At 35.0% G+C, this 25,571-nt stretch carries 25 protein-coding genes; 8 read left to right on the top strand and 17 right to left on the bottom strand.

All coding sequences use genetic code 11. The features are described from left to right. Positions 1-150: 150 nt before the first annotated feature. The gene (gene epmA / locus LEP1GSC049_RS216020) at positions 151-1,107 is read right to left on the bottom strand and encodes an EF-P lysine aminoacylase EpmA (protein WP_004757536.1); all 957 of its coding nucleotides are present in this window, start codon (positions 1,105-1,107) and stop codon (positions 151-153) included. A 241-nt stretch (positions 1,108-1,348) separates the two neighbouring features. Between epmA and LEP1GSC049_RS216025 the strand changes: the two genes are divergently transcribed. Then, positions 1,349-1,678, top strand: a complete 330-nt coding sequence (locus LEP1GSC049_RS216025; RefSeq protein ID WP_004757397.1) for a hypothetical protein — start codon at positions 1,349-1,351, stop codon at positions 1,676-1,678. 425 nt (positions 1,679-2,103) lie between these two features. On the opposite strand, the gene LEP1GSC049_RS216030 is transcribed toward LEP1GSC049_RS216025, so the two are convergent. Beyond that, complete coding sequence (locus LEP1GSC049_RS216030) at positions 2,104-2,499, bottom strand: DUF4279 domain-containing protein (protein ID WP_004756229.1); 396 nt, start codon at positions 2,497-2,499, stop codon at positions 2,104-2,106. 227 nt (positions 2,500-2,726) lie between these two features. Here LEP1GSC049_RS216030 and LEP1GSC049_RS216035 point away from each other — a divergent pair, with 227 nt between their 5' ends. Beyond that, a complete protein-coding gene (locus LEP1GSC049_RS216035; RefSeq protein WP_000849259.1) occupies positions 2,727-3,452 on the top strand; it encodes a response regulator transcription factor in 726 nt (241 codons plus the stop codon). Between the two features lie 418 nt (positions 3,453-3,870). Here LEP1GSC049_RS216035 and LEP1GSC049_RS216040 read toward each other — a convergent pair whose 3' ends face one another. The 4 genes from LEP1GSC049_RS216040 to LEP1GSC049_RS216050 form a co-directional block, all read right to left on the bottom strand. Then, positions 3,871-4,407, bottom strand: coding sequence for a hypothetical protein (locus LEP1GSC049_RS216040; RefSeq protein WP_004757534.1), 537 nt, complete (start codon positions 4,405-4,407; stop codon positions 3,871-3,873). Between the two features lie 145 nt (positions 4,408-4,552). Next, a complete protein-coding gene (locus LEP1GSC049_RS216045) occupies positions 4,553-4,861 on the bottom strand; it encodes a 4a-hydroxytetrahydrobiopterin dehydratase (RefSeq protein WP_004757537.1) in 309 nt (102 codons plus the stop codon). Positions 4,862-5,200: 339 nt separating this feature from the next. Next, on the bottom strand, positions 5,201-5,602 hold the full coding sequence (locus LEP1GSC049_RS0205900; RefSeq protein ID WP_016747928.1) for a hypothetical protein: 402 nt from the start codon (positions 5,600-5,602) through the stop codon (positions 5,201-5,203). Between the two features lie 59 nt (positions 5,603-5,661). Then, on the bottom strand, positions 5,662-6,075 hold the full coding sequence (locus LEP1GSC049_RS216050) for a hypothetical protein (RefSeq protein ID WP_001104042.1): 414 nt from the start codon (positions 6,073-6,075) through the stop codon (positions 5,662-5,664). 231 nt (positions 6,076-6,306) lie between these two features. Between LEP1GSC049_RS216050 and LEP1GSC049_RS216055 the strand changes: the two genes are divergently transcribed. The 5 genes from LEP1GSC049_RS216055 (at position 6,307) to LEP1GSC049_RS216075 (ending at position 8,762) form a co-directional block, all read left to right on the top strand. Beyond that, positions 6,307-6,585 (top strand): DUF883 family protein, encoded by a 279-nt coding sequence (locus LEP1GSC049_RS216055; RefSeq protein ID WP_000157329.1) that lies wholly within the window; start codon positions 6,307-6,309, stop codon positions 6,583-6,585. Between the two features lie 16 nt (positions 6,586-6,601). Beyond that, positions 6,602-6,976, top strand: coding sequence for an LBF_4227 family protein (locus tag LEP1GSC049_RS216060; RefSeq protein ID WP_004756296.1), 375 nt, complete (start codon positions 6,602-6,604; stop codon positions 6,974-6,976). Then, on the top strand, positions 6,973-7,233 hold the full coding sequence (locus LEP1GSC049_RS216065; protein ID WP_004756401.1) for a hypothetical protein: 261 nt from the start codon (positions 6,973-6,975) through the stop codon (positions 7,231-7,233). The genes LEP1GSC049_RS216060 and LEP1GSC049_RS216065 overlap by 4 nt, the downstream gene beginning before the upstream one ends. Positions 7,234-7,427: 194 nt before the next feature. After that, complete coding sequence (locus LEP1GSC049_RS216070; RefSeq protein WP_016560757.1) at positions 7,428-7,895, top strand: cytochrome oxidase; 468 nt, start codon at positions 7,428-7,430, stop codon at positions 7,893-7,895. Between the two features lie 426 nt (positions 7,896-8,321). Further along, positions 8,322-8,762, top strand: a complete 441-nt coding sequence (locus tag LEP1GSC049_RS216075; RefSeq protein WP_004769382.1) for a DUF1761 domain-containing protein — start codon at positions 8,322-8,324, stop codon at positions 8,760-8,762. Between the two features lie 750 nt (positions 8,763-9,512). Here LEP1GSC049_RS216075 and LEP1GSC049_RS216080 read toward each other — a convergent pair. The 5 genes from LEP1GSC049_RS216080 to LEP1GSC049_RS216100 are packed head-to-tail and all read right to left on the bottom strand — an operon-like array spanning position 9,513 to position 16,074. Beyond that, a complete protein-coding gene (locus tag LEP1GSC049_RS216080; RefSeq protein ID WP_016560743.1) occupies positions 9,513-9,911 on the bottom strand; it encodes a hypothetical protein in 399 nt (132 codons plus the stop codon). Continuing rightward, entirely contained in the window at positions 9,908-11,368 is a 1,461-nt protein-coding gene (gene pyk / locus LEP1GSC049_RS216085) for a pyruvate kinase (protein ID WP_004756489.1), read from the bottom strand. The genes LEP1GSC049_RS216080 and pyk overlap by 4 nt, the downstream gene beginning before the upstream one ends. A 38-nt stretch (positions 11,369-11,406) precedes the next feature. Beyond that, a complete protein-coding gene (locus LEP1GSC049_RS216090) occupies positions 11,407-13,368 on the bottom strand; it encodes a hypothetical protein (protein WP_004756266.1) in 1,962 nt (653 codons plus the stop codon). 12 nt (positions 13,369-13,380) lie between these two features. Further along, positions 13,381-14,430, bottom strand: coding sequence for an aspartate-semialdehyde dehydrogenase (gene asd / locus LEP1GSC049_RS216095; protein ID WP_025175976.1), 1,050 nt, complete (start codon positions 14,428-14,430; stop codon positions 13,381-13,383). Positions 14,431-14,481: 51 nt separating this feature from the next. Continuing rightward, the gene (locus tag LEP1GSC049_RS216100; RefSeq protein WP_004762659.1) at positions 14,482-16,074 is read right to left on the bottom strand and encodes a hypothetical protein; all 1,593 of its coding nucleotides are present in this window, start codon (positions 16,072-16,074) and stop codon (positions 14,482-14,484) included. A gap of 519 nt (positions 16,075-16,593) precedes the next feature. Here LEP1GSC049_RS216100 and LEP1GSC049_RS216105 point away from each other — a divergent pair. Then, positions 16,594-18,159 carry a hypothetical protein gene (locus LEP1GSC049_RS216105; RefSeq protein ID WP_004756257.1) on the top strand — a complete coding sequence of 522 codons (1,566 nt, stop codon included), beginning with the start codon at positions 16,594-16,596 and terminating at the stop codon, positions 18,157-18,159. Here the strand turns inward: LEP1GSC049_RS216105 and LEP1GSC049_RS216110 are convergent. The 6 genes from LEP1GSC049_RS216110 to LEP1GSC049_RS216130 all read right to left on the bottom strand — a co-directional run bounded on the left by LEP1GSC049_RS216110 (position 18,130) and on the right by LEP1GSC049_RS216130 (position 25,435). Further along, entirely contained in the window at positions 18,130-19,578 is a 1,449-nt protein-coding gene (locus tag LEP1GSC049_RS216110; protein ID WP_004756231.1) for an MBOAT family O-acyltransferase, read from the bottom strand. The two genes, LEP1GSC049_RS216105 and LEP1GSC049_RS216110, sit on opposite strands and share 30 nt — an antisense overlap. A gap of 1,102 nt (positions 19,579-20,680) precedes the next feature. Then, positions 20,681-20,896, bottom strand: coding sequence for a hypothetical protein (locus LEP1GSC049_RS0205890; RefSeq protein ID WP_016747924.1), 216 nt, complete (start codon positions 20,894-20,896; stop codon positions 20,681-20,683). A gap of 669 nt (positions 20,897-21,565) precedes the next feature. Next, the gene (locus LEP1GSC049_RS216115; RefSeq protein ID WP_004756421.1) at positions 21,566-21,940 is read right to left on the bottom strand and encodes a phosphatidylinositol phospholipase; all 375 of its coding nucleotides are present in this window, start codon (positions 21,938-21,940) and stop codon (positions 21,566-21,568) included. A gap of 48 nt (positions 21,941-21,988) precedes the next feature. Further along, positions 21,989-22,978, bottom strand: coding sequence for a hypothetical protein (locus LEP1GSC049_RS216120; protein ID WP_016560705.1), 990 nt, complete (start codon positions 22,976-22,978; stop codon positions 21,989-21,991). An 80-nt stretch (positions 22,979-23,058) separates the two neighbouring features. Next, positions 23,059-24,069, bottom strand: a complete 1,011-nt coding sequence (locus LEP1GSC049_RS216125) for a hypothetical protein (protein ID WP_004756352.1) — start codon at positions 24,067-24,069, stop codon at positions 23,059-23,061. Between the two features lies 1 nt (position 24,070). Next, positions 24,071-25,435 (bottom strand): helix-turn-helix domain-containing protein, encoded by a 1,365-nt coding sequence (locus LEP1GSC049_RS216130; protein ID WP_004756350.1) that lies wholly within the window; start codon positions 25,433-25,435, stop codon positions 24,071-24,073. Between the last annotated feature and the right edge of the window lie 136 nt (positions 25,436-25,571).

Below are 25,571 nucleotides of genomic sequence, written 5' to 3'. Positions count from 1 at the left end.
CAACTAAAGTTTTGTTCTCTTTTTATAAATTCGGTATCAACCATTCAAAAATTGAACTAAAACATGATCCATAGAAAGCGTTTTGCTTTAGTTCACGCGATCCATAAAAAATGTCCCGTTAAATTTTATAGGTCAGTCTTCAGACCCGATCTATAAGTTCAAAAACTTACCATAATAAGGACTAACTTCTCTCAAAGAACTTCCTCCTAAAATACAAAGAAGGAGTCTATCCAAACCAATCGAAATCCCGCAGGAATCCGGAATCCCTTCCTGAAGAGCTCGTTTTAAACCGGAATCGATTGCATAGACCTCCTTTCCTAAATTTTTTCTCAGTTCTCTTTCAGAATGGAACCGTGAAATCTGTTCAATAGGATCGGTCAATTCTTCAAATGCATTTCCCAACTCTAAATTTCCAAAATAGAGTTCGAAACGTTTTGCGAAACCGGACCGAATTTTAGAAAGAGCCGCTAACTCCGGAGGATAGTCGTATAAAAAAGTGAATCCTTTTGGTAGATGTTTTTCTACAAGATTTAAGAATACAATAAAAAACGAATCTTCGTAAGCTCTTTTTTCCGGAGAAATTTCGCTTAACGCATGTTCCGTGATTACTCTGTCCAGTTCCGATTTAGAAATTCCGCAAAAAGCGTATCTCTTAAGAGACTCTTCCACGGACATCCTTTGAATCTGATTTCGATCAAATCCATAAGAATGGAATTCTTGATCCAGTACTTCCAAAAGATCCGTACAAAAATCCATCAAACCTTCGAGTGAAATTCCAACGGTATAAAATTCGAGCATTAAGAACTCGGCGCTATGAAACGGACTTCCTTCTTCTCCGGAACGAAACGTATGAGTAATTTCGTATATTCTTTCCAGTCCTTTGGATAATATCTCTTTAAGGGAATATTCGGGAGAAGTAATCAAATATCCTTTTTCTTTTCCGGAAGGAGATCGTACTAAAAAAGGATCCAAATAAGGTTCCATGGAAGGAACGGACTTTAAGCAAGGAGTATCCATTTCTAAATAATTTCTTTTTTCAAAAAATCTTCGGAGAACGGATAAAAACTTAGCTCTCTGGATTAAAATTTCTTGGCTCAATTCATTCATTTTACTTTTTGTCGGTTCTCTATGATTTAAAAGAGCAATCGAATTTTTCAGATGTGGGAACTCTTACAAATACGAAAAAACCTCTTCTCCTAAGAAAACCAATTCATTTAATAATAAGTAGTAGTTCCCACATTTTCTTTGAAAACAAAAGAATCAGTTTTAAAAAAATTGTCGTTGAATTTTCATTTCCTGAAACAACTCTTTCTTGAAATCAAAGAGTTGATTTTTAAAAAGATCCGACATGAATCCAATCCAAAGATACGAACGTTTTGAAATTAAAAGAAATCGTCAAACTACGGAAGTGACTCCTTTGATCTCGTCCTTTGATGAAGTCTCTTTAGACGAATTGAAATCCGTGCTCGCTCTTTTATTTTATCAGTCTAATCTTCATGTAAAAATCAATCTGAACGAAGTCAAAGCCCTGCCTCTTCCGGCCGTAATGAAACTGATTTCTTTTGCATTCGACCTCAGACTTAAAAATAGAACGTTAGTTATCTCGGGAGCAAGCAACTCGTTGAAAAAACTGATTCAATTCTATAGAATGGACAGAGTCATTTTAGTCCTTTCTTAAACTTTTTCTTTCAAAAATAGAGTTGTTGAAAAATTAATTCTCCATCCGTTTTTGTTGTATTGAAATGAACAATTGAGGCAATTTTGCGAATTTCCACTATGGAATTTTTGAACAACTCTAACTTTTATCATCAATCCATTTTATGGCAAAATTTCCCAAAAATATTAGTCATCTCTTATATTTTCAGTAAGAGTTCCTACATTTCAAAAATCTTACTGTGAAATATAGGTTTGTGAGAGTTCCCACCAATTGATTCGCATTGAAACATAGAATAGTTTTTTCACATCAATGTTCCTACGCTTACTTATAAATTCACTTTTTTAATTTACTATACGAACTTATGTAAATTATTTTAGAGTATTCTAATATAACTAAATTCTTAGACACTCAAAGGTCATTTTACGAATGAGAACTTATCAAAACGTCTACTCTTTCTGCCAAGGCTGAAAGACCAATTTAATTCCTAAATTTCCCAAAAGCAAAAGGATACGAGAAGAAATTTCCGTTTCTTGTTTTGAAAAATCCGAAAACTCTACAGAAACATATAAACAAAGGGAATGTTTGGTTCCGAATTCCTTCACCTTATGACGCGAAGGCAATACCTTTTCCAATATCTGTAAGATATGCTCTTCTAAAGGTTCTTCGGCACTCAAAGTAGAATGTAATTGCCAATGACCAAAGCCAAGAGGTTTTCCTTCCTTATCGGTGACGTCTATCGGAGTACTGAAGTCCGGTTCAAGACCTAATTCACGGGTCGCAGATTCAGAATCAAGGCCATCTTCGTTTACAGAAAGAATTGCCCAAGTAAATGGATTACTCATAGTTTTTTACACACTTTCGAACTTTAATGATATTTGATATTAATTTAACACAATTCATGATTTTACCACAGTTATTCAAAGAAACTCTGATCTTTAAAATCGAAAATAGACAAGAGATTCAGTAAAAATATGGCTAACAAAAAAAATTCCTTTATTAACATTTCATTGGTTTTATCTGTTGCAGATAAGGTAATTTTATCCTCTAATTATTTCACGGGAGTTTGGCAATGAAAACAATTTTAGTTATAGAAGATGATCCGGATATTGGAAATTTAATCCGAAAATCCTTGGATTCGGCTCACTATTCGACGACTCTACAAACAAGCGGAGAAGAAGGTCTTAAATTTTACAAAGCAAATCATCCTGACATGGTTATCTTAGATCTTTCTCTTCCAGACATAGACGGAATTGAAGTTTGTAGAACCGTTAGACGAAACGACGAAAATACTCCTATTTTTATTGTAACGGCAAGAAACGAAGAAATCGATAGAATTATGGGACTTGAGCTAGGAGCGGATGATTATATCACAAAACCATTTTCCGTTCGAGAACTGAAAACGAGGGTAGACGTATTCTTTCGCAGATGGGATAAAAAAGCGGGAATCAAACCGAATGTAGGTGCCAGCGGCGAAATCATTCGAGGCGCTTTGAAAATTGATCCGGTCCGCAGAAGAGTTACTCTTAAAGACAATATAGTAAATATTTCCAGAAAAGAATTCGATATTCTGCAACTGATGGCGGCTTCTCCCGGAAAAGTTTTTTCCAGAGAGATGATCTTAGAAGCGGTCTGGGGAATGGAATGGGATGGTTTTGAAAGAATGATCGATTCTCATGTTAAAAGAATTCGTTCTAAACTGGAAAAAAATTCAGCTCAACCAGAATGGATCGAAACGATCTGGGGAATCGGTTATAGATTTACTGACAATTATGATAACATTGTAATCCCAGATTAAATTTTATTTTAAAAAGTTCTCCCGTACTTTTTAAAATGTAAAAGCCCGGATAAACCGGGCTTTTTTATGGGTTAGAGTCATATTCTTTCCACTTTTATTAGAAAGATGAACTTGAACTTATTTGCGTTATTCGCTATTTTAACACTTTTTTAGAAAAATGAACCATGGATTCCCAAACTCACGTGATTTATAAAAAATGAGTGTATTTTTTTATGATCACCTTTTGTCTCTGGTGTTAATTGGTAAGTTATAGAACTTTCTATAAGTAAAATATAATGTGAATTTGGTCTAAGTAAAGAGTAGATAAACATTTGATTTCAGACTTAAAGATGTTTTTTTGGAAAAAACGAAATGCCTCTAAATCACTGAGTAATTAACGACTCAATTGAAAAAGCGAAAATACGATAAAGACATAGTTTTATTGTAATTGTAGATTTCCAGTCAACAGTTTTGCAATTTCTTTTGCTTTGGGAATTTTCATCTTATCTAATATTCGGTAGATTTGATTTTCGAATTCGTTTTGTTGTTCTCTTATTTTTCTTAGCTCTAAAACGAATTCTTTTTCGGATAATTTATATTTCGCTTGAATATCATTGAAATCGTCAAGATTGGATTCTGTATAATTTGAGATTTCTATAAATCCATTCGCTCTTCTGTAAAATATCCAAGGATGTCCAATCCACAATTGTTTCCAAATGTTGTTTTGTGATTCTAAAATTTTCTCCCATTCTCTAAGATTCCCAATATCTCCACAACACATAGGAGTTATGATAATTGAATTTTCACTTTTTATAACAATTCCTCCATCCAAACTTCCAACTTGGTCTTCGTATTCGTCAAATTCAACTTCTTCTAGTTCTGTTTTTAAAATGGTTTCTAGTTCTAAATCGTCGATTATTCTTATATCCACTAAATAAGAACCTTTATATATCGACTTTAAATTTCCCAAAGCCACAACTCATTCCGTCACATCGCTCTATTCTTTGCTACGCAAAGAGCTTACGATTGAAACTCAACCTCGCTTCTACGGGCGCTTGGTAATACTCCGCGATTTCGGCCTTATCTCACGGGACATTCGATAGGATTGGCTTCAATTGTATTCAAAAATTATAATATTCTGAATCCTTATATTTTGTTTCGGCTTCTTCCGCAAAAAGAAGATCCAAATCGGTGATTGTATTTTTAGAATGTGTGAAAATTTCCACCGTAACCTTTCGATAACCTAAAAAAAGATCCGGATGATGGTTCAATTTTTCAGCGATTTGTGCAAGCGAATTTACAAACTCCAACCCGCTTAAATAAGTTGAAAAGAGAAAAGTTTTAGATAATAGCGGAATTTCTGTTCGAAATCTAATTTCCCAGCCTTTTTGTTTAAAGAGTTCCAAGTCTGCTTTATTTAAATCGCTCATAAAAGATCTCCCGGAATGTATTACATTTCATTTTTGTTTTATTATAAAACAAGAAAACTTAGGATTTGACATTCCGGTGAAAAACTTGTATTCAAAAAACTGAAATGTAAGAACTTACTACGGTTTTACTTTGTTTTATCTTTTTTATTTTTTACATCAAGTTAACGTTTAGTAAACAACTTTATAATTCCATATTTTTCCTATATCTTTGCGTACTTCACACCTTTGGCGAACCACAAACTTCACGCTGTTTTTCTATTTTAATATACCAATCTAACAATAATTCCCCCGCGACGGCATCGCCGTGGTGTTTTCCGCAGACTAAATTTCATTGAAAGTTCAGTCACCAGGTTTTGGTTTCAATCGGTTAGCAGCAAGGGCGACCAAATGGATCGCCAAAGGTAAATTTACCGCAACATTCCACAGATAAAAACCAAGGTATATTTTGGCGGGATACGCATAACTGTCTAACGAAAGTAACGATGTCAGTATGCTCAGGCAAAAGCTGGCGCGATACTCTCTCTTGAAGAAAAGAATATTACCAACGATCCAGGTGATATTAGCGCACCACGCAGGATGAAAAAAGGCTATAGAATTCCATCCCCAGGCGAGTACTAAATAGCCCGGCATTATCTCGCGGTGAGTGCCAAAATTAAGTTCTTCAAGCGAGGGAGTAAACAATGATACGCCAAAAAGTACGATGCTGACGATTAGAGTTCTTTTTTGTATTTTCCGACTCATTCGTTGCTTGCCATTCTAAAATCAAAATTGAGAATTCGTAAGCAAAGATTTCGCCTAACTTAAAAAACTTTCTTGAGAGTTTGTTTAATTTTTTCAGCGTCGTCTATTGCACCATTGGAAAGAGAACCCGCTCTTGCCATCAGATTGACCGCTCCGTCCATTCTTGCTTTTAATTCTTCTATCTTTTGGAGTTGTTCATTTAAAAATACGATTTTAGAATCCAACTCCATTTCTCTTCTTTCCAATAAGAGTTTAAAATTATCTAATTCTTGAATTTTCTTTCTGGTTTTTTTAGCTTCGCTGTCCACATCTTTTCTATAATATTTTTCCAGTTCTTTTTCGGCTTGTAGATGACGATCCCTCTCTGCCTTAAATTCTTTCTTCATCAACTTCAACGCTTGTCTGTAGGCTTTATTGAAGATTCTTTGTTTTTGACGTCTTCTCAGACGAATCAATTTCATAATCCAATTCATACACTTGTCCCGATCATTTTTTGCAAAAAATTTTTCACCTTAAAACGTTCCCATCTTATATAAATTTTTTTAGGATCTAACTGCCGGAGACGTTTCGTTCTTTCTGAGATGAATTTTTCCATCCTTTTTATTAGACCTCAAAATTCGAGAGAAAAAAGCTATCTCCAAAACGGCGAAAGTAGTTGATTCCTCAACGGAAAACTTAGAAAAAGAATTGGGAGGAATCAAACAATGGCATCCAAAACGGAAGATTTTAACGAGGAAGTGGAGTCTTTAAAAGACAAAGCAAAAAAAATCACCGGAAAAGCCCGCGAAGAATATTTGGAACACGTATCCGATTTTAAAGAAAAAATCAAACAAATCTCGGGTGACACTTCCGAAAGGGCTAAACAAATTATTGATGAGACCGGAGCTTATATCAAAGAAAATCCACAAAAGGCGGCGTTGATCGGCCTAGGAGTAGGACTTGGTATCGGACTACTTGTAGGAATGCTCATCCGCAGAAAATAAAATACCGTTTCAATCAATGGCAAAAAAAAGAAAATCAGATTCCACAGAGGAATCGTATAACACGAAAAGAGGAAACGACCTCAAATCGCATTTTCTCGCTTTGGTAGATTCCATTTTGGAATACTTCCAAACCCTTCTTCTTTATGGACAAAAATTCTTAACGAAAAGATTTCAAGCGGGAATTCAAGCCTACATTTTTTTGAAGATCGGATTCCTCTTTCTTGCGTTTGGCTCTTTAGGTTTTTTAGGAGCCTTCTTTGTCTTTTTACATAGAATCTCAGGAGGAGACCTTCTACTCTCCAGCTTAGGTGTTGGTGCTGTGAGTTTTTTTCTCTCTCTTTTCTTTCTTTGGCTCTCAGCCTCTTCTTTTAAGATAAAGGATCGATCATGAAAGAATTTCCGGATCTAAATCCATTTGAAGGAAGTGATCAATTTCTCGGAAAAAATCCTTCCGATATGAGCTTAGAAGAATTGAAACTCTATCTACATATCCAGAAACTTAGAGTGCGTTTGGAGTTCGAAAAGTTCCAATCTTCAATCAACTATACTAGTATGGTTTTAGACGCACTCGAAAAGTTAGGGATGGGAGAATTTCTTCAGTCTTTTTTAAAAGTTTCGGATAACGTGGGTTCTTCGGAAGACATTTGATTTTTTGAATAGAGTTAAAAAAATCCATATCTACAAACGATTTTTTCCATTTGTTTTAATGACAAAACGGAAGAAAATAAATTTCAATAACTTTAATACGATTCCGGATAAGTATTTGAGATTATATAATGAAAATACAAAGTTTGGAAATTCATGACGCCAATTAATTGTATAGGATTCAATCAACTTATTAAATGCTTTATATGAATACTTTAATTGATACTCTTTTGCAACAGTTCATAGAATTATTTTTTTATATCATTTTTGGAGGAATTTCTTTCGCAGTCGTTTTTATAGTAAGTTCCCTTACCATAACAGGATTTGCCTTTCTGTTTCACTGGAGTAGAGTTAATTTAATGTCTAAATTACAAAGTATTTTCCAATTTTTACTTTTGCTTTTCATAATTGGCGCGTTAGGAAATTCTTTGTGGTATATTTTTTTAAGGGAACAATTTTATCATGCCGCCGATGTGCTGACTTATTTTGTTCCTGTTATACCCTTTCATAATCTATATGTCGATTATGAATGCGGAGGTTATTTGTTCGATGGAATCCAAATGTGGCATTTAAGATTGTTATGGATTGCTTGGGCTATTCCTTGTTATGGTATCGCGATATTTCTTTTTTTAATCTATTATAAAAAACGCTTAAAACAATCATAACGTTCGACTTCCCAGATATGTTCACACTACGTTTCTAAAGCAGTCAAAAAAACAATCTTCGAAGATGTATATTCTATCCTTTCCGGATGCGTAACTGGAATCTAAGTTAAAATTTTTCATTGGCAAATATGGTTATGCTTTGCGAGATCCAATACTGTTTTTCCGATTCCTTGCAAAGGACAATTAAGATTTTTCGATGTAAATTTAAATCATATCCTATAAACTATGGCGAAAAGCATTAGATAATTTTAATTTTCTAAACAAAAGTATTTGGATCTTTTTAAATTAAAAAAACTTATGATTTTTGAATAGATGCTTACGAACAAATTAATAACTAATTTTTTTTGATTTGGATTCTTCGAAAGAAGAACTTGACATTAGCTTCATTCCGTTTTATGAATACCTTTTTAAAAAGGAAGAATAATTATGCATCCAGAATTACATATCAACTTTTTAGCGGTGTTAGTTGCTGTCTTTGTCAACGTCATCATAGGATTCCTTTGGTACGGACCGATTTTTGGTAAGGCTTGGAGGAAAGAGATGAATATTCCTTTGGATTTCAAACCAGAACAAAAGGAAGTATTGAAAGCGATGGGGATCATGGTGATCGGTGCATTTTGCACCGCTTATGTTTTGTTTTACACTACGAACGTCTGGAGAGCCTCTTCTTGGAACGCAGGAGAAGATCAAGCCGCCTGGGTATATGGATTCTATTCCGGAATTTATACTTGGATTGGATTTTATTTTCCGGTTTTCCTCAATGTGGTCGCTTTCGAAGGCAGATCCTGGAGATTTTTTTTCATCAGCGCTGGTTATAACTTAATCGCTCTTCAAGCAGTTGCGATGATTCTTTCTTACTGGAGATAATTCCAGTTTTTACTCGCGTTTGTTTTCAACTGTATTTTAACGTGAGTTCGATGTAAGAAGCTCCATCATTCTGAAAAAAGTTAGAATCTTGAACTTTATAGATCGAGTGGGAGCTACTGCAAAATTTCGTTCGGAAAAGTATGATTTAAAATCGCAAAAAAGATAAAAAGAGACTTAATCTGTAGGAACTACCACAATTTATAAAATAGAAGTTTATAACTGTCGTATTCAAGTGTGGGAACTATTACAAAACTTTTAAGTTCATCTGTAAAATGATGTGGGAACTCTCACAAATCACGATTTTACGAACAAATTCTAAATTGTAGGAACTACTACTTTTAGGAAATATTTTCTGGCGCCGAATTCACATTAAAATGGGATTTAAATTTTGACGATGGTCGTAAAAACAGCAGTTTTGTACAAAAATCGAATGGATCGATGATTCTTTTGATATTTCATAGTAGTTCCCACAATTTTCAAAGTTTAACTGTAGATCCACGATTTGTGAGAGTTCCCACATTTATTTTTTTACAAAAAAATTGACCTAAAGATAAAACGGATTTTCTTACATCGAACTCACGTTAATTTACTGGCAACATTCTTGTCTATACTTCACAAAAATCGATCAAACTAACTTTAAGATAACATTGTAAATGACTTTAAACTCAGTTATAAATTTAAGATCGGGAAATGATTTATATAAGAATCTATATATTAAATTTTTTTAATATATATAAAACGTGAACAATTTTATGGTACAACGCCTATTCTGATTAAATATTCATTAAATTCTCTATAGTTTTTTAACTGAAACCGTGGTTTTAATTCATAATTGAGATGTGCGAAACTACCTTCATGAGAATCATAAAGCCATCTACCACTATAAACTCTGCGATCGTCGTCTGCTGCTTCAATGTCAATCTTGTGTGTCCAATTCTCCCCATAGTTTTGAGGAATTTCGGTAACCATCTCAAGGCTTTTAAATTCTGCAATCTCAGATTCCGTTTTTAAGTTTTTACGAAATTCAAATTGATGATTACGAAATATTACTGATTTGATATTGGCATGTTGAAAATCAAAAGGTTTTCGATTTTGTAGACAACAGTTTAAAAATAAGGAGGATAAAATCAGTGAGATACTCAATTTCAAAGTTTTTCCACTTCCGAATTAAAATATGTCTTCACTTCTCGAATCTGAATCGTTTCCACACGATCCTCTCCCGCGATGATGTCTGACAGAATCACAACTTGATCCCCATCCTCGATCCTTCCCGTTTTCTTCAAAGTTTCGATTGCAAGTCGAATCGTCTTTTCTGGATCTTTGGAAAAATCAATTCTATGCGGGATCACTCCTCGAGTCAACCAGAGCTTTCGCCTAACAGTGGTCATATTCGTAAACGCATAAATCAAAGGATAATGAGGATGAAAACCGGCCACGTTCAACGCGGTGGTCCCCCTTCTTGTAATCACTATAATCGCAGGACACTTTAGAGAATCTGCAAGTTTAGCCGCCGCCCTTGCCATCTGTTCTTTTTTATCCTGTGGAATTTTATCTTTAACGTAATCCACACCGCCGGTTTTTTCCACACGTTGTGCGATCTTATCCATCATTTCCACACAACGAATCGGGAACTTACCTGCTGCGGTTTCTCCCGAAAGCATAATCGCATCCGCTTCTTCATAAATCGCGTTGGCAACGTCGGTCACCTCCGCCCTCGTAGGCGAAGGATTATGGATCATAGATTCCAAGAGGTGAGTCGCTACGATCACCCTTTTTCCTTTGAGAGCACATTCTTTAATGATGGCTCTTTGTAAAATCGGCAATTCTTCAATCGGAACTTCGACCCCCAAGTCTCCTCTTGCAACCATCACTCCGTCCGCGGCTTCCACAATTTCTTTCATATTCCGCACTGCTTCTTGATCTTCTATCTTTGCGATGATCTGCGCGTGCCCATCATTCTCTTCTATAATTTGTTTTAACTGATTGATGTCTTCCACAGAACGAACAAAAGAGAGTGCGATAAAATCCACGTCTTCTTCTAATCCGAACAGAATATCCTTATGATCCTTTGGAGTGATCGAGGGAAGATTGACCCGAATTCCCGGAAGATTGATGTGTTTTCTAGAACCCAGTCTTCCACCGTCTAACACCTTACACTTGAGAGCGGAATCATTGATTTCTTCTACTACAAGATTGATCAAACCATTATCTACGGTTACTGGGTCTCCTACTTTTAAGTCCTTAACTATATCCTTATAGTTTACAAATACGGATTGTTCTTCAGATTCTTCTCCCGGAATGATATGAAACGTAAAGGTTTCACCTACTTTTAAATCCAGATGATCCACTTGAAGATCTCCAGTTCGAATTTCCGGTCCTTGTGTATCGAGTAAAATCGCGATCGGATTTTTCAACACGTCCTTATTGAGAGACTTAATATTACGAATGATACTTCTATGAAAGTCGTGGTTTCCGTGGGACATGTTCAAACGTGCTACGTTCATTCCGGCTTCGGCAAGAGCCTGAATCATTTTTTTATCCGAGGTCGCAGGACCAATTGTACAGATGATTTTGGTTTTTCTAAAAACGGAGGATTCGCTCTTCATGAAATACCTTTATTCGGGAGAGCACAACTTAGGACAATTCAGATTTTAGGTAGGGTTTTACGCAGAAAGGCTTCGAGAGAAATACAAAAGTCGAACAAGTCTTGATCGGGCATACTTGCGTTTTTTTGTTCGTCTATGATCGAAGAAGCTTTTTCCAAAAGCTCCTTTCCTTTTTTCTTTAAATAACGTTTTGTAATCAAAATCGGAAACGTGTATTTATCTTCCTGATTTCTCACCATAAAAGAATAAATATCATTTTTACCGAATTTTTTAAGAAAGTTGATCATACCGTCTTCGTCTATTTCTCCGTCCATCTCATACAAAAGAATGTTTCTATCGGGATATTGTAAATTGGACCAATAGTCGTCTAAAATATCTAAAACCCTTTCTAAAAGTTTTGCACTCTGTGGATCTACTTCCTTAGAAGTAGTCTGAGTTTTTTCCTGTTTCAGATTTACGGTTTGTTGTTTACGAGCATTTTTTTCCGCAAGTTCCTTGGCGTCTTTTTCTTTCAGTCTTTTTTCGGCGAGTTTAGTCGCATCTTCTTGAATCTTTTTACTCCTAACTTCGACGATCTTTTTATTCAACTCGATCGTATTCTGAGCCTTAATCTGATCGGCTTCGGATTTATGAACCTTAACGTTTCCGAAAATATTCCTCCAAAGTCTCGTAAAAAAAGGAAGATACTTAAATAAACTAGACATTTCTAATTTATCAAAGGATATAGCTAATTCTTTATCTTCGATAAAATCTTTTATCCTCATTCGATCCAAGATTCGGATTTCGTTGTCGTTTCCAGTGGAAGCGAAAGTTTTTCTCGCCGCCTCGATAGCGCCTGAGACAGCAAGTTTATGAAGAACGTAATGATAAAGGGTATTTTTATCCGCAAACTCCGTATGAAGAATCTGATCGTGATTGGCAACTAAAGTTCGAATCTCTTCTTCGATCTGTTGACCTCGAAAGCGTAAAAAGTTTAAATCCACGAGACGATTGGCGGACTTAACGTAATCCACGATTTCTCCTAACTTAACTTTCTTTTCTTCTTTTTCTTTTTTTTCCTTATCTTCTTCCTCAACGTGAAGCATAACCATCAATTCTTCCATCGCCGTTTTTTGATCCCCATATGCTGGACTTAAATATGGCATGATGGAATTGACAAGAGAACGAGTGTTTTCTTTTTCCTCATCGGATAAAACGCCTATCGCACCAATCTTTTGTAACTCTGGAACGATATGATCCATTAGAAAAACTTTATATGCTTCGATTCTATTCAAAATTTCTGCATGAATATTATAATAAAATACGGAACGATTTCCTGGATTGACCGCCTGTTCGTTTCTAAAAAAGAACAGAACTTTTTGTTCCACCAATTTTTTCAGAACGGGTTTAAGATGTATATTGATCGTGATTTGTTTTAACTCGGGACTGACGTCAAACGGATCTTTGAAAAGGTTACCGATTTCCGTGGAAGCATATGTACTAGAAAGTTTATTTTCCGAAATTGCGGAATGAATCCGTTTGATAAATTCATTTTTACCTAAAGAAGTTCTATTCTCACGAATCCAACGAGAAATCGAATTGAATGTAAGTTGATTTACGCCGTCCACGTAACGATGACTTGTAGAAATATCCGCCTGTTGTGGTCTGGCGAATACAGAATTCATTTTAAGACAAGATTCGATGGTACCGTCGGACATATCTCCGTTAGGATTCAAATCCACCATGCAGATTTTTTTAATGATCGGAGGGTTGTATTTTGTGCAAAGTTCTTTGAGGAATTGTAATGTCTTGTCTTTATCAAGACTCAATTCCTTGGACAATTGATCCACATTAGGAAGCACTCTGTTAGCGAGAAACTTATCTGTCCAATCAGAGATAATAAGTAAGAGTTTATGAATTTTCTTATATTGGAAATCGTTTCTGGCCTCAAGCGACTGAGTCAATTGTAGTGCGGTATTATAATCCGCCACTTTGAGTTCAGGGGATTGAGGCTCCAGCATGGAATGACATTATTATCCTAAGAAATTTTTTTTGTAAAGAAGTTCTGCATTTAATAATGCAGCACCCGCCGCTCCTCGAATTGTATTGTGACTTAAAACGACATATTTCCAATCGAAAATAGGATCCGGTCTAAGACGACCTATCACTGTAGTCATTCCCTTACCCGTATCCAGATCTAGTCTAGGTTGTGGTCTATCATCTTCTTCTCTGTAGAAAATGACTGGATTTGGAGCTAAAGGAAGGCCTAACGTCTGCGGTTCTCCGGAAAATTCTTTCCAGGAGGAAATAATTTCTTCCCTAGAAGGTTTCTTTTTAAATTGAACGGAAACACAAACCGTATGACCGTCAAAAACGGGGACACGATTACAATGTGCGGAAATTGAAAAATCGGCGTGTAAAATTTTTCCATTTTCAACCTTACCTAAACATTTAAGAGGTTCTATCTCCGCTTTTTCTTCTTCACCTCCGATATGAGGAATTACGTTTCCTAAAATATCCATCGTTGGAACTCCAGGATAACCAGCGCCGCTGATCGCCTGCATAGAAAAGAGCATAACGGACTCAATTCCAAAACGATCCAAAAGAGGTTTGAGAGAAATTGTAACGCCCATGATCGTACAGTTTGAATTGGTAATAATTTTACCTTTTGTTTTTTGAGAAGTTAAAACTTCCAGATGAGAGGAGTTCACTTCTGCAGAAAGAATCGGAACCGTCGGATCCATCCTATGATTTTTAGAATTGGAAATGATATGAATGCCGGCGTTCGCATAATTTTTTTCCACCTCGCCTGCGATGTTAGAATCTAAACCAGAAAAGGCTAATACAACTTCTTTCATTTTAGCGGGATCGGGAGTAGTGATTACTAAATTTTTAGCATAAGCAGGAATATCGGAAGAGATTTTCCACCGAGTTTTCATTACTTCACCGTATGTTTTACCGGCACTATTCTCGGAAGCACAAAGGTGCGTAACTTCGAAAAAAGGATGATGATCCAACAATTGAATGAATCTCTGACCAACGGAACCGGTGGCGCCTAAAACGGCAACTTTGACCCTACTCATAGAAAAATGAAACGCCTCCAAACTGTAATTCGCCAAATACGGCTTATAAGATCATGGTTTTAAAAGATTCATACTCTGTCTTTCAGAAATTTTGACAAATTCGTTCGCGTAAATCGGACTCATCTTCATCATACCCGGAAATGTAAAATGATGATAGTCACTAAAATCCTGCATAGACAGAGAATCTTTTAAATCGCTGAAAAAAACCAAATCCCCCGAAAGTCCTTTTAAAAATATAAGATGATCCTTATACCAATTAGATTTTACGTACCAATCCAAACTGATCGGATTTTCAGGATTATTTACGATCCAAAGAGGGATTTTATTCTCTTTTAAAAAGCCGGAAAATTTCCGCAAATATTGAAAGTGTAGAACGGGAACAAAATTCTCTTCTCGAATTCTAAGTTTTGCGTCCTTAAGTGCGATCAAGTAACCGATCCCGGGTCGTTGATCAAAATCTTCGAGCAATCTAAAATTAAAGTATTTAGAATATTCTAGATCACTCATATATAAATAACGAATGTCTTCAAGCCTTTCCTCCCTGATATACTGCATACCGTTTTTAGGAACCTCGGTTCCAAAGGTTTGTTGAAGCCGAACCCCCAGCCGGTCGTAATTCCAATCCTTGTTTTCTCCTAACGCAAAAAAGGGAATCCAGGTGGAGGAAAGTTCCGCAGTAATTAATAAATTTGGACTTTCAGTCACAAAGGAATGATCCAAAATGATTTTCTTCCAACCGGGTTCCGTAAAAGAGAAGGACTGAACTTTATTCTCTTTTTTGAATGTGATTTTCAGAGGACCGGATGAAAGAATTTCAGGTACGATTTGAACTAAAAAACCTTCCGTTTTCATTTTTTCTGTAAGAATAAAAGAGAATTTCTTACCGGTCCAACCCAAAGAAGTTACTCTTTCCGGAATTTGAACTCCGTTGTATCCGTGATAACTAGTGTTTCTACCGTAACGATGATCGTAAAGAGAACGAAGATTTTTCCAAAAAATATCTTTATAACGATAAAAACCAAAAAGAAACGCGGAAATGTATTCGCTGGTTTTTGCAAAACCAAGTTCCGAAAAAAATTCAATCGCAGTTTCTAAAGGAAAGATAAATCTAGATTGAGGAGCTTCAAAAAAATCGAGCGCGTCCAAAAGCAGAATTTTTGAATCGATCGTTTCGTTTTTATACTCTGGGTTTAGAGAATACGCGCGGTGCAATCTCCAATCGATAAAGTTAATCGGAAAAATTACAAAATCTGGTTTTAACTCCACGATTCTCTGACGACAAAGCCAAGCGTCCAAAGGAGTCATTCCCGCGTAGGAAAGAAATTCTACTTCCACATTTTTACCGGATTTATCGAAAATCTCTTTCTCAAAGGTTTCTCGATCAAAAGAATAATGAGCGATACTAGAACCTACGATTAGAATTCTATAATTTCTTTTTTGTTTTTGTTGAAGAGAAAAATATTCGTATAAAAAATTATAGAAGTGATTGGAACTCCAAGGAGATTCATTCGGAACTTTCCAGATCAAAACTCGGAAAAAAGAAAAATCCAAAAGAAATAAGATTAACATCCCAACGATTAAAATAAATCCGTGGTTGGTTCGTTTGGATGTCGTTTTAAAAATCGTATTTTTTATTTGAGCCAAAGTATAATTTCCTTTTTATAAAAAATCCTATAAATCTCTACGTAAAAGTGTTGTTTGGCGATCTTCATCATAAAGTGAAAACGTATGTCGACTCATAAAGAAACATTCTGCTTGAGTTATTGAAAAACGAATTCTCCATCTTGTTACTGTTTCATGAAATGGTCGATTGAAGCAATTTTGTTAATCGCTGCTATAGAATTTTTCAACAACTCTAGCAGTGTCAAACACAACAGATCGGAATATTCTAACTTAGCTCAAAGATTCAATCGATTCCGCATTAACTTTGCATCACTTTATAAAATTTTACTATTCGGAACTATATAATAGAATATCTAACATTTTTACTCAAACAGGGTTTAAGATAAAAATTCACAATCCTTAATTTTATAAGGATCAGCAAAACAACAAATTCTTAGAATTAAACTTTATGTCCAGGAACTTCTTTTTAGCTTTACCCTTGACTTGAAGCGTGCTCGAAAAGAAATTCGTTTTGCAAATCGAATATCACTTTTTAACAGAATGTTACAATACACACTTAGTCTGATTTTATTTTTAGTTTCTCTTTTTTTTTCTTTGGCTCTCAGTCCAGAAAAAATCTACCTCAATTCGGACATACTCTATCTTCCAACTCTTGTGTTGGACGTATTTAGAGACGGAGGTAATTTTTTTTCGTGGTCTTTTACACCCTCGCCTTATTTTTTTCCGGACCTACCGATCATTTCCATTTTGCTATTGATTTTCGAAAACGCACAAAAAGCGTTAGTCGCATTCGCATTCATACAAACGGTTTTGTTCTTGGTTTTGATGGAACGATTTTGGATTTTTGCGGAAGAAGAAACAAAACAAAAACCATTAAACCTAAAAGAAACAAAACGGATCAAATCCTGGGTATTGGTTTTAGTGTCTTTTATACTTTTGATGACAAAAAATTTTCCAGCCCTCTATATCCTATTTTTACCTTCTATCCATTCAAGCGCGTTCTTGACTTCGTTATACGCTTGGCCAACGATACATAAAACATTCCAAAAATATAAAGTATGGATTTTATACATATGGATTGTGCTTACAATCGCATCCGATCAAATCCTAATCGTAGAATTAATCATTCCAGGAATATTGGCGGGATTTTTACAACCGCGATTTTCATCCACTACTCAAACAAGAGTCGATTCTAAATGGAAACGTTTTTTGCCGGAAAGTTCAAAGATCTTATTTATATCTGGAATTACTGGTTTAATTTTACATAGGATTTTAAAATCTTTTTTATTTATAGAAAAACCGGGAAGAATTCCGATCCAGGATTCCATAACTCAGGCGATAAAAGACGTCACCCTATTTTTAACCCGAGCACAAACCTGGATACTTTCCGGATTTCAAGAAAACGTACCAATAGCCGCGATTCTAATTTTGATTCTAATAATTTCTTTGATAGTCGGTTTTATAAAAATTCGAAAAACAAAAACGAATTCTTTTTTATTTTTCTTTTTAGCAATATTATTTTTTTCTCCAATCCTAACCGGATCGTATATAGATGAATATAGTATGCGTTATGCGACACCTTCCCTGATATTAGCTCCGTTTTTTTTGGCCTTTTTAGCAGGATTTCCAAAACGGGTGCTACCACTTTTAATTTTTATTATATTCTTATGCATAATCGGACAAAAAAAGATAACAAACATCGAAAATGCGTTTTTTAAACTTTTCCGGACGATACCACAGGAAGCGTCGTGTATGGACGAAATAACAAGAAAAACCTCGATTTCTCTTGTTATTTCCGATTTTTGGACCGCAAAAAAGATCCGTATCTTTTCCAAAGAAAAAATTCAGTCGGTTCATGTTTCATACGGAACATTAGAAGGTTCTCATACGATTTCAAATAGAGAATGGTATTTTAAAGATAGTCCGGGGATCATCGCGGTTTTTACGGAAGGGTTAGGAGAAAATCGTATATTGGAAATTTATGGAACACCATTCTACATAACCAAATGTGGAGAAAGAAAACTTTATCTCTATAAGGATCGTCAAAAAATTAAAGAGGCCTTACGCAGACCTTTTTTAGAAAACAAAATAGAGAAACGGCTTTGATTCCGCGGTTAAAACCACAGCTATCATAAAACCTAAAACGCTTACAAAAGAAAATAGAACCCAAGACAGGTTCTCTCTAAAACGAGAAAAAACCCCGTATAATTCCTCTTTTTTTCCAATCCAAGTAGCCAAAAACACAAAGAAAAAAATTGTCAAAAACTGATTCTGCATGGTATAAGTGGGTTCAATACCACCACGAAATGAAAATAGAGTTTTCAAAAGTTCAATCGATCCAGAAAAAGTTTTTGATCTAAAAAAGATCCAAATCAAACAAATGGAAAGAATCACAAAAATCTGATATACTAATTTGATACCGCGGATTAAAAAAGAATCTTCTTTCCAAGAAAGATCAATCAAGTCTTGCACACATTTTTCCAAAATAAGAAAAACTCCATGTAAAAAACCCCAGACTATAAAATTCCAACTCGCACCGTGCCAGAGTCCGCCCAAAATCATAGTAATCAAAAGATTTCGATACGTAATAAGATTCGAGATACGATTTCCTCCGAGAGGAATGTAAAGATATTCTCTAAGCCAACCTGAAAGAGAAATATGCCATCTCCTCCAAAAATCCGAAAAGCTCGTGGCGGTGTAAGGAAGTTTAAAATTTTCAGGTAAACGAACACCTAACAGAAGAGCCGAACCGATCGCGATGTCCGTATAACCGGAAAAATCGCAGTAGATCTGAATAGAATAAGAGACAACTCCCATCCAAGCCAAGAGAGTGGAAACCGATTCCGGAAATTGATAAACGAAGTCGGAAATGGTGGAGATTCTATCCGCTATCACAGCCTTCTTTACAAGACCCGAAAGAATCAACCAAAGTCCTTCTCGAATAGGAACGTATTTCCAAGAAAACATATTTCGCAAAGCAGGCAAAAGGATTCTCGCGGAAACGATCGGACCGGCGACAAGTTGAGGGAAAAAAGAAAGAAATAGCGCATAATGGAAAAAATTTTTTTCCGCCGGAATTTGTTTTCTATAAACGTCTATCGAATAACTCAACGATTGAAACGTATAAAACGAAATCCCAACCGGTAAAACTACCTTTAAACTCGGCGCGGAAAACTCCCAGCCTAAAGAATGAAACAAAATCAAAAACGAATCAGTAAAAAAATGAAAGTATTTAAAAAAACCTAAAACGGAAAGATTTCCAAATAAGGAAAGAATAAGAAGAAGTTTTCGTTTTGAATGTGTTTCTTGAAAATTCAAAGCCATTCCCACGGAATAATCCAAAACCGTAGTAAAAAGAATCAAAGTTCCAAATCGATAGTCCCAGGAAAAATAAAAGAAATAACTGACACAAAGTAAAAAATAAAGAACAATAGATTTTTTTTTCGGAAAGATCCAAGTAAAAATCCATCGAATACAACAAACGATTACAAAAAACAGAAAGTATTGCGGAGTAGTAAAATTCATCTAAGTTGTATCCTAAATTTGGGTAAAACGAAAATTCTTCAGCCGTTTTTCAACAATTACGATTTAGCTAAGAATAACTGTTCTTACGATATTCAACGTGAGTTCGATGTAAGAAATCTGTGCGAATAAAAAACTCAGGTGCAACGGGTCCGTCGCAGCTCGCAAATTTCATAATTAAAATGGCTCACAACCTAAAACGCGATCCGTAGAGAGCGTTTTGCTGAGTTATTCTGATTCTAAAATCTTCTTCAACTTGTGGGGTTGGTTATGGTAGAGAGCGTTTTACTGAATTTCAAACGCTTTCGTAAAAAGCGTTTCATTGAGTTCTTTTCGCTTCAATTCCTTCGGAATTTTTCAAACTCAGGTACTGCTCTCTACGGATGCAGCATAATAATCGCTTTCGCATTTGTTATGCTTTACTCACGTTATTTAAAATTTCATCTAACATTAGCAAAAGGACATATTCGTTCACTTGAATGGATAAGAAACAAAATTCTTTTATAGAATTTAAATTTATTGAACACGAATTCGTGTTAGGAATTCATGATTCATTTTTTTGTAAAAAAATTGGGCTGAGCCTTACTTACAGATCAATTTCTAAGATGTGGGTAGCACTACTATAAATCACGATTTCATGAAAAAATTGTGGGAATTTATTTTTCTAGAAAATTTTTTCTTACATTTCACTTTAAGTTTTTGCTTTTTTTAATTCATTTATTTATGATTATATTTAATCATAAATAAATTTGACTAAATTTAATCAAATATTATAGCTCGTTGGACTACTTTTTACCTCCCGCCAATGCTATCGCAAGCTCAACATCAAGAAAATCTGAACGAATCCAATCCAGCCACTTCCTCGACCCCAACAAAACCTTTTCGGCTGCCAAGCAGGCTTAGTATCCGTTTTTTATAAATCCGATAGGATTAATAGAATGACTGTTTTCTACTGACTATTAAATCGTAGCATTTAATCAAAATTAATCATAATAATAGTGGAGATCTATAAATTCATAATTGCTTAATTTTAAATCTACATTTTGATTATTTTATATATTATAAAATAGATTATTTTTAATCATACGTATAATTTGAATCAATCCTATACCGTCCATTTATTTGCAACCCCGCAATTAGGACAAATTGCTGAAATTTCAGCTTTCACTCTTCTGCCTTTTGGAGTTTCTATTTTTCCAATCGCTACGAATTCAAAATTTACCCCTTCTGGGACATAATGACCCGCTCCATATTTAGCGGAACCCTCTATCATATAAGAACAGGCGTGGCATTTTACCCGTAATTTAATTACTTCAGCCATATATTTCTGGCTTCTATTCTCTTAAATACCCCGCAGATCGTAAATCATTTTCTGCCGTTTTTGCATTCCTATGTTTTTCCCATGCTCATGACAAATTGACATGTCTCTCTTGTTCTTCTCCTTTTTATTTTTAGAGCAAATTTCACCCATTCCGCTGCATGAAGTATTTTATCATCTGAAAATGCCCACAGACAGGCTTGAATGTTCGGCCTATTACATAAAAATTTATAGTAATCCCAGCTTGTTCACCTCAAATCCCAAATATAATATCAAATTTTTTAAGAATTGAGTCGTTTATTTTCTATTTTTGCTTACTTTTGGTCACTTATTTATTTAAGTGACATATTTCCTTTTCTATTTCTACTTGCTTGGCACTGTCGGCAGAAATGCCAGAAAATAAATTCAATATCTTTATATTTCTATTTCTATTCAATTTTTCCAGAAGTCCCTATTACCTTTAATAATTCTTCAATTGTTTTATACTTTTAAATACAATATTATCCTTATGCCGCCTACGCCGCATGATTACTTTTAGGCATTTATTTATTTGCCCGCTAAACGGCTCTTTTGATAAAAAGCGGTTCTTTTTGAGAAATTTTTCGCCATTGAATGACGTTTTTTCGGCATTTAAAATTTTATTTTTTGTCCTGTGCTCAGCACAGGACTTTTTTAACGTTTTGAGGCTTTTTTAGACCCTTCTTTTTTGAAAGGTGTTTTTAATAGTTCGGTTGTTTGTTTTTCAGAAGATTTAGTACTATTTATTGGTGAATCAAAATTTGTATCGATACCTTGTTTTTTATTTCTTTTAACCATATATACAAAATGTCGAATATACTGTCCATAAGGTTCAGGCAACGTTTTTGGATCAAAGTCCAAAGGATTGTCCAAAAGAGATTTTACAACAACTTGGCTTAGATCTTCTTTACTCGTCATCATAATCGTTTCTAAACGTCTGCAAATCTCATAATCGTTCACTTCAAGAGACATCTTTTTCATCGCGTTTAGCAATTTCTGAAAAGAAGATCGTTTCACTTTGGAAGCCATAAACAAAGATTTTCAACTGTGGCTTGAAAAACAAACAAATTTAGAATTTTATCCGACAACAGAATTCTGATAGAAGAGATTATTGAATTGGAAAACAGAATTTTGAATACAAATAGATTTGTTAGTAGATAATCGAACATTGAGAGGAACTTTAACGTTCACAGAAATTACCTTTGTTTTAAATCCTTTCGTCAACACAACCTTATCATTTCTTAACTTCCAAAACAAACGATCAATGAAATTACAAACCCTACTCCCAGCCTGCCAAAACACAAATGGCTCATTCTTCTGTTTCCAATTAGTAGCAGAAAGTTTTTCCTCAAATTCCACCGACCTTAGTAAAAACGACTTCAACCTTTCCACTTGTACATCTAAATTTAGGTGAGAATCGGTCAAAAATTTTCGGTTTCGCGCTAAATGAAACTCGTTGTTTTGCGACGCCATTGTATTTTTTTCTAATCCAATAAAATACAAAAGAGAATCCTCAAGTGCTATAAATAGTTTTGAATTAAACGGATCTTTCTTAAGTAAAAATAGGAACATACAATTTTTTGAATTAAAAAGCTGACGTCTATCTAAGACAAAAAGACAAACATCTGTTTTTTCTAAAAACGAAACTGAATTCTTTGCTAAAATTGTTACCGAAGAAATAAAATTTTGTGAACTCCAGTAAAAGAAAAAAGGAATGTCAAAATTAAAACCGTTTAAATGTAAAAACCGATTTTCAATTAAGATCGGAAATACTTGATCTTTTAAATCTAAAGGAGAAACTTTCTTGCGAGCCAAATTTGATGAATGATTACTTTTTGTTACACCAACAGTATCTAAATCCAAAACAAAGAAATCCTCATGGTCTAAAGCTGAGAGTGAATTAGAAGCAGGAACCGATAAAACACGATTCACTTCCGTTTGATGAACAAGAATGTCTGAAATTTCTAAAATATCATTTTCAGAAGCGTACAACGTATGGAACAAACCAAGCCCCAAAAATGAAAGCAAGAATTGTGCCAAAAAGAATGTTCTTGTTCTAAAAAACATAGTAATTTTCTATAATTTGCCTGTTTTTCAAGAAAAAGGAAGCTTTTTTTAGTATTTTTTGAAAGTTTTTTAAGAATTCTTCAGGCGCTTTTGCGAAAAAGACGCTTTACTCGAAGTTTCCATTCCCAGAGAATAATCCCCTTTTCTTCCTCTTGCGCACGATCTTGTTCTTTTTCAAGAAGCGCGTAACACATACTTGCAATTTCAGGTCCAAAGTTTTTTTCAAGCTCCACTTCAAACTCGTGAATTTTCATTTCAAGAATTAACTCTGCAAGACGAAAACCTTCGTCCAAATTGAGAAGTTTTTGTTTTACTTGTTTTAACTCGTCTTTTTCAAACTCGTTTCGAATCATTACCGCAAAAAAAGTTCGAATAAAAGAAACTTCTTCCGGCTTTAATTGAAAATCCAAAAGTAATTGTTTTACTTTTTCAAGATCCATTCTTCTTAAATGAATCCGAGCTAAAAAGACTGGATTTCCAGAATGAATATTTAAATTTCCAGAATCCATGATGTCCGCGGCTCGAACTTTGTTGAAATCCACAATTCCAGATTCTTTCCCTTTGTCCGTTTCGGTGGAAGTTTCAGAAGTTTTATGAGAAACTACTTTTTTCCGAACGATCAACATGTTCAAAGACGGGAATCGAATCTTCAATGCAATCAGATCTTGACGTGGATACGACTCATCCAAAACAAGATGATGCATTTCTATACCCTCGTCTTTAGATCGAATCAAACCTTCGCTATTTTGAAAATGATAGACCACAACTGGAAGAACGTCACAATCACTTCCACTGTTCAAAAAAATCGTTCGAACTTCGTTTCCGGAATTAGAATGTTGATAGGGAATTACGAGCTTACCCTGTTTTACGTTTACGAAACTCAATTCACCCAAACGAAAATGAGAAAGATTAAATTGAGATCCCAAAAAAGCGATCCGAGGAACCGAAACTACGATTGAATTATTTTTAGAACCCCGAGGAACCTCTGGTCCTCTTTGGGTAAAAACGACATAGGTCATTTTTGCAAGACGAACTTTGACTAAAAATCCGCCTGGAGTTTTTCGTTCTTCATAAAGAGAATCGAGATCCACGTTAACCAATCTCCAATTGTTTAAGTTTGTACTGCAAAGACCCTCTGGAAATACCGAGGGCACGCGCCATTCGAATCTGATTTCCACCGAATAATTTTTGAGCCAGAAGAATTTTCTGCCTTTCGACAGCTTCCACCGCAGTTCGGAGGTCGAGATCCTCAGAGTCCGGAATCGTTAAAACCCTATCTCGAATTTCTTTTCGGTCTAAAATTTCAATTTCTGAACCGGAAGAACTCAAAATAGATTCTTCTAAAAGATTACGCAAGCTAGAAAGATTTCTATCAAAATTCATTTTAAGAATCTTTTGCAAATTTTTCTCCGACAATCTAAGATCTTCGCGACCCATAGATACTTTTAATTCTTCTAAAATCAATTGAATTAAAGAATTCATTTGTGGAGAATGAAACGAATCTAAACTAGGAATAAAAATCGTTTTCTGCAGCAAAAATTCCCGAAAAGGTTTGAAAATTTCGAAAGATTCAGCGCCCTGAGTTTCCGTAAAAATTAATCTATAATCAATAGCCCTTTCAGAAAGAAGTTTGAAAAAAAACTTTTGATGAATCGAAGAAAATTTTTCGGTACCTTCGATTAAAATAGAACCGGAATCAGTCATACGAATCCATTCGTCCAAAGACTTTTCCAATTTAGAAATCTGTTCTGGTAAAAAACCAATGACCAAAATTCCTTTTTCCGGACTGAGATTTCGATGTAACCATTTACCCAAAGTCTTTTTTCCAGAACCAGGAAGACCCGAAATTCTAACCCAAGAACTTTTATTTTTAAGCCAATCCGGCAAAGGCAAAATCCCACACGCTTCAGCTAAAAATTCCCCAACGTTCTCTTTTTTAAAATCGGTACGAACCGAAGAACGAGCACGCAAAACAGAAATATTCGAACGAGAATTATCAGAGATTACTTTTGAAAGTAAAGCCCAAAGTGTAATGATTGCGTCAGAAGGTTTTTCTAAAAATTCGACCAAAAAGAAACCTTCTAAAAAAGAATCACCTCGAATAGCGCCAACCAAACAGCCCACAGAGTTAGGATGAAAAAGATCATGTTCAGAAGAAGAAAACCAAAATGGGAAAAAATCAGAACTCGAATTAAGTTTATCCAAATTTCCAGTAGACCTAGATAAAAAAGAATAAAAAAAGCCATCTTCGTCATAACCAACGCTGGCAATTTCTTCCAAGGATTTACCTTTATCAAAACTCAGAGTAAGAACCCCACAAACTCCGTTGGAAAAACGGATCCATTCATCCAAAACATTTGAAAAATCTTCCTTTTTACTTTTAGAGGAAGAAGAATCAGAAAAGAATAGATTGAATAAAGACGGGTGCACAAAAGAAAGATGTTTAAAATTAAGCATCCTGTCAACTAAGTACAGAAGCCATGTCGGACGTCCGACACTTTGAATAAATTGCAGGAAAAAATATCAATTTTAGATAAATGATTGAATATAAAAAAAGCATAATCCCATCTGGAAATAAGACCAAAAACAAGAC

Origin of the sequence: Leptospira kirschneri serovar Cynopteri str. 3522 CT, assembly GCF_000243695.2 — a bacterium.
In the GTDB taxonomy this organism is placed as follows: Bacteria; Spirochaetota; Leptospiria; order Leptospirales; family Leptospiraceae; genus Leptospira; species Leptospira kirschneri.
Note: the sequence above shows the minus strand (reverse complement) of the source record. Positions and strands in the feature narration are given on the sequence as shown.

Bases quoted from the DNA above. Each gene is read 5' to 3' on its own strand.
- pyk (WP_004756489.1), bottom strand. From the start codon at position 11,368: ATGAAGAGCGAATCCTCCGTTTTTAGAAAAACCAAAATCATCTGTACA.
- LEP1GSC049_RS216070 (WP_016560757.1), top strand. From the start codon at position 7,428: ATGCTTTATATGAATACTTTAATTGATACTCTTTTGCAACAGTTCATA.
- LEP1GSC049_RS216090 (WP_004756266.1), bottom strand. From the start codon at position 13,368: ATGCTGGAGCCTCAATCCCCTGAACTCAAAGTGGCGGATTATAATACC.
- LEP1GSC049_RS216120 (WP_016560705.1), bottom strand. From the start codon at position 22,978: ATGTTTTTTAGAACAAGAACATTCTTTTTGGCACAATTCTTGCTTTCA.
- LEP1GSC049_RS216075 (WP_004769382.1), top strand. From the start codon at position 8,322: ATGCATCCAGAATTACATATCAACTTTTTAGCGGTGTTAGTTGCTGTC.
- epmA (WP_004757536.1), bottom strand. From the start codon at position 1,107: ATGAATGAATTGAGCCAAGAAATTTTAATCCAGAGAGCTAAGTTTTTA.
- LEP1GSC049_RS216055 (WP_000157329.1), top strand. From the start codon at position 6,307: ATGGCATCCAAAACGGAAGATTTTAACGAGGAAGTGGAGTCTTTAAAA.
- LEP1GSC049_RS0205890 (WP_016747924.1), bottom strand. From the start codon at position 20,896: ATGGCTGAAGTAATTAAATTACGGGTAAAATGCCACGCCTGTTCTTAT.
- LEP1GSC049_RS216065 (WP_004756401.1), top strand. From the start codon at position 6,973: ATGAAAGAATTTCCGGATCTAAATCCATTTGAAGGAAGTGATCAATTT.
- LEP1GSC049_RS216105 (WP_004756257.1), top strand. From the start codon at position 16,594: ATGTTACAATACACACTTAGTCTGATTTTATTTTTAGTTTCTCTTTTT.
- LEP1GSC049_RS216035 (WP_000849259.1), top strand. From the start codon at position 2,727: ATGAAAACAATTTTAGTTATAGAAGATGATCCGGATATTGGAAATTTA.
- LEP1GSC049_RS216025 (WP_004757397.1), top strand. From the start codon at position 1,349: ATGAATCCAATCCAAAGATACGAACGTTTTGAAATTAAAAGAAATCGT.
- LEP1GSC049_RS216115 (WP_004756421.1), bottom strand. From the start codon at position 21,940: ATGGCTTCCAAAGTGAAACGATCTTCTTTTCAGAAATTGCTAAACGCG.
- LEP1GSC049_RS216050 (WP_001104042.1), bottom strand. From the start codon at position 6,075: ATGAATTGGATTATGAAATTGATTCGTCTGAGAAGACGTCAAAAACAA.
- LEP1GSC049_RS0205900 (WP_016747928.1), bottom strand. From the start codon at position 5,602: ATGAGTCGGAAAATACAAAAAAGAACTCTAATCGTCAGCATCGTACTT.
- LEP1GSC049_RS216045 (WP_004757537.1), bottom strand. From the start codon at position 4,861: ATGAGCGATTTAAATAAAGCAGACTTGGAACTCTTTAAACAAAAAGGC.
- asd (WP_025175976.1), bottom strand. From the start codon at position 14,430: ATGAGTAGGGTCAAAGTTGCCGTTTTAGGCGCCACCGGTTCCGTTGGT.
- LEP1GSC049_RS216110 (WP_004756231.1), bottom strand. From the start codon at position 19,578: ATGAATTTTACTACTCCGCAATACTTTCTGTTTTTTGTAATCGTTTGT.
- LEP1GSC049_RS216060 (WP_004756296.1), top strand. From the start codon at position 6,602: ATGGCAAAAAAAAGAAAATCAGATTCCACAGAGGAATCGTATAACACG.
- LEP1GSC049_RS216030 (WP_004756229.1), bottom strand. From the start codon at position 2,499: ATGAGTAATCCATTTACTTGGGCAATTCTTTCTGTAAACGAAGATGGC.
- LEP1GSC049_RS216130 (WP_004756350.1), bottom strand. From the start codon at position 25,435: ATGCTTAATTTTAAACATCTTTCTTTTGTGCACCCGTCTTTATTCAAT.